This is a genomic window from Piscirickettsia litoralis, from assembly GCF_001720395.1.
Lineage (GTDB): Bacteria > Pseudomonadota > Gammaproteobacteria > Piscirickettsiales > Piscirickettsiaceae > Piscirickettsia > Piscirickettsia litoralis.
Window position 1 is genome coordinate 1 of sequence record NZ_MDTU01000015.1, and the last position, 3291, is coordinate 3291.

The window sequence follows — 3291 nt, forward strand, 5'->3', positions numbered from 1 at the left end:
GTTCTTTAACAATTTGGTAAAAAGTAAAGATTCCTTGATTATTGATCAGATTTAGTCTGATTAAGTATTTAATTAACGAGTCTTGGTAATTGAAATTGAAAACCGGTGTTGAGATATGATTTTGAGAGGTTGAAAGACTTTTTGGGGTTATATGATCAAGTGAATAAGTGCATACGGTGGATGCCTTGGCAGTTAGAGGCGATGAAAGACGTAAGAGCCTGCGAAAAGCTTCGGGGAGGTGGCAAATAACCTTTGATCCGGAGGTGTCTGAATGGGGAAACCCACTGACCATAAGGTCGGTATCATGTACTGAATACATAGGTGCATGAGGCGAACCTGGGGAACTGAAACATCTAAGTACCCAGAGGAAAAGAAATCAACCGAGATTCTGTGAGTAGCGGCGAGCGAAAGCGGATTAGCCCAAAAGTTTATTATGTTGTAGTGGAACGCTCTGGGAAGTGCGGCGATAGAGGGTGATAGCCCCGTACACGAAACGGCATTTTAGATGAAACAAGAGTAGGTCGGGACACGTGTTATCCTGATTGAAGATGGGGGGACCATCCTCCAAGGCTAAATACTCCTAACTGACCGATAGTGAACTAGTACCGTGAGGGAAAGGCGAAAAGAACCCCGTTTAGGGGAGTGAAATAGAACCTAAAACCGTATGCATACAAGCAGTGGGAGCATCCTTTGTGATGTGACTGCGTACCTTTTGTATAATGGGTCAGCGAGTTATTTTTAGTGGCGAGGTTAAGCGAATAGCGGAGCCGTAGGGAAACCGAGTCTTAATAGGGCGTTAGTCGCTAGGAATAGACCCGAAACCGAGTGATCTATCCATGAGCAGGGTGAAGGTTAGGTAACACTGACTGGAGGCCCGAACCCACTGTCGTTGAAAAGCCAGGGGATGACTTGTGGATAGGAGTGAAAGGCTAATCAAACTCGGAGATAGCTGGTTCTTCGCGAAAGCTATTGAGGTAGCGCCTCACAATAGACTTCTGGGGGTAGAGCACTGTTTCGGCTAGGGGCCCATCCCGGGTTACCAACCCGATGCAAACTCCGAATACCAGAAAGTTGTTTTGTGGGAGACACACGGCGGGTGATAAGGTCCGTCGTGGAGAGGGAAACAGCCCAGACCGCCAGTTAAGGTCCCTAAATATTACTAAGTGGTAAACGATGTGGGAAGGCTTAGACAGCTAGGAGGTTGGCTTAGAAGCAGCCATCCTTTAAAGAAAGCGTAATAGCTCACTAGTCGAGTCGGCCTGCGCGGAAGATTTAACGGGGCTAAGTAATATACCGAAACTGCGGGTTCATAATTTATTATGAGCGGTAGCGAAGCGTTCTGTAGGCCTGCGAAGGTGACCTGTAAGGGTTGCTGGAGGTATCAGAAGTGAGAATGCTGACATGAGTAACGATAAAGGGGGTGAGAATCCCCCTCGCCGGAAGTCCAAGGTTTTCTACGCAACGTTCGTCGACGTAGAGTGAGTCGGCCCCTAAGGCGAGGCAGAAATGCGTAGTCGATGGGAATCAGGTTAATATTCCTGAACTTCTTACAATTGCGACGGGGAGACGGAGAAGGCTAGGCCAGCGCAGTGATGGTTATCTGCGTTTAAGGTGGTAGGCAGAGTGTTTAGGTAAATCCGGGCACTTAATGCTGAGAGCCGATGACGAAGCAACCTTTGGTTGTGAAGTGGTTGATGCCCTGCTTCCAGGAAAATCCTCTAAGCTTCAGATTGTAAGAAACCGTACCCCAAACCGACACAGGTGGACAGGTAGAGAATACCAAGGCGCGTGAGAGAACTCAGGTGAAGGAACTAGGCAAAATGGTACCGTAACTTCGGGAGAAGGTACGCCCTTGCTGGTGACGAGATTTACTCTTTGAGCTGGTGAGGGCCGCAGAGACCAGTTGGCTGCGACTGTTTATTAAAAACATAGCACTGTGCGAACTCGAAAGAGGATGTATACGGTGTGACGCCTGCCCGGTGCCGGAAGGTTAATTGATGGGGTTAGCGTAAGCGAAGCTCTTGATCGAAGCCCCGGTAAACGGCGGCCGTAACTATAACGGTCCTAAGGTAGCGAAATTCCTTGTCGGGTAAGTTCCGACCTGCACGAATGGCGTAACGATGGCCAAGCTGTCTCCACCTGAGACTCAGTGAAATTGAAATCGCTGTGAAGATGCAGTGTATCCGCGGCTAGACGGAAAGACCCCGTGAACCTTTACTACAGCTTTGCGCTGGACTTTGAGACTATCTGTGTAGGATAGGTGGGAGGCATAGAAGCAGTAACGCTAGTTATTGTGGAGCCGTCCTTGAAATACCACCCTGGTATTCTTGAGGTTCTAACCTAGGCCCGTGATCCGGGTTGGGGACAGCGTATGGTGGGTAGTTTGACTGGGGCGGTCTCCTCCGAAAGAGTAACGGAGGAGTACGAAGGTGTGCTAAGCATGGTCGGACATCATGCGGTTAGTATAAAGGCAAAAGCACGCTTGACTGCGAGACTGACACGTCGAGCAGGTACGAAAGTAGGTCTTAGTGATCCGGTGGTTCTGTATGGAAGGGCCATCGCTCAACGGATAAAAGGTACTCCGGGGATAACAGGCTGATACCACCCAAGAGTTCATATCGACGGTGGTGTTTGGCACCTCGATGTCGGCTCATCTCATCCTGGGGCTGTAGCAGGTCCCAAGGGTATGGCTGTTCGCCATTTAAAGAGGTACGCGAGCTGGGTTTAGAACGTCGTGAGACAGTTCGGTCCCTATCTGCCGTGGACGTTGGAGATTTGAGAGGGGTTGCTCCTAGTACGAGAGGACCGGAGTGAACGAACCTCTGGTGTTCCGGTTGTGTCGCCAGACGCATTGCCGGGTAGCTATGTTCGGAATAGATAACCGCTGAAAGCATCTAAGCGGGAAGCTAGCCTCAAGATGAGATCTCCCTGAGGGCTTGACCCTCCTTAAGGCTCGTCAAAGACTATGACGTTGATAGGTTGGATGTGGAAGTGCAGTAATGTATGAAGCTAACCAATACTAATTCGCCGTGTGGCTTGGTCATATAACCCCAAGAGGTTTTAACCAGCACAAAATTAGGTTTTTAAAACAGCTATCAAGACTTGTATTTAATTAAATAAAATCAACACTTACTTTTTACTAATATTGTTATTTACGAATCAAGCTGATACAATCAGCCTGATTTATTTTAAAGCTTAATTTAACAATGGCTTTAAAAAACAAAACAGATTTACCAGTTTTGTTTGGTGACCATAGCAAGGTGGTCCCACCTGATCCCATCCCGAACTCAG

The 3291-nt window shown here is 48.2% G+C and carries 2 rRNA genes; both read left to right on the forward strand.

What is annotated here, in order from left to right:
- The first annotated feature begins 153 nt into the window (after positions 1 to 153).
- Positions 154 to 3044, forward strand: a 23S ribosomal RNA gene (locus BGC07_RS19095).
- Positions 3045 to 3242: 198 nt separating this feature from the next.
- Positions 3243 to 3291 (forward strand): 5S ribosomal RNA (rrf, locus tag BGC07_RS24195); the annotation flags it as partial.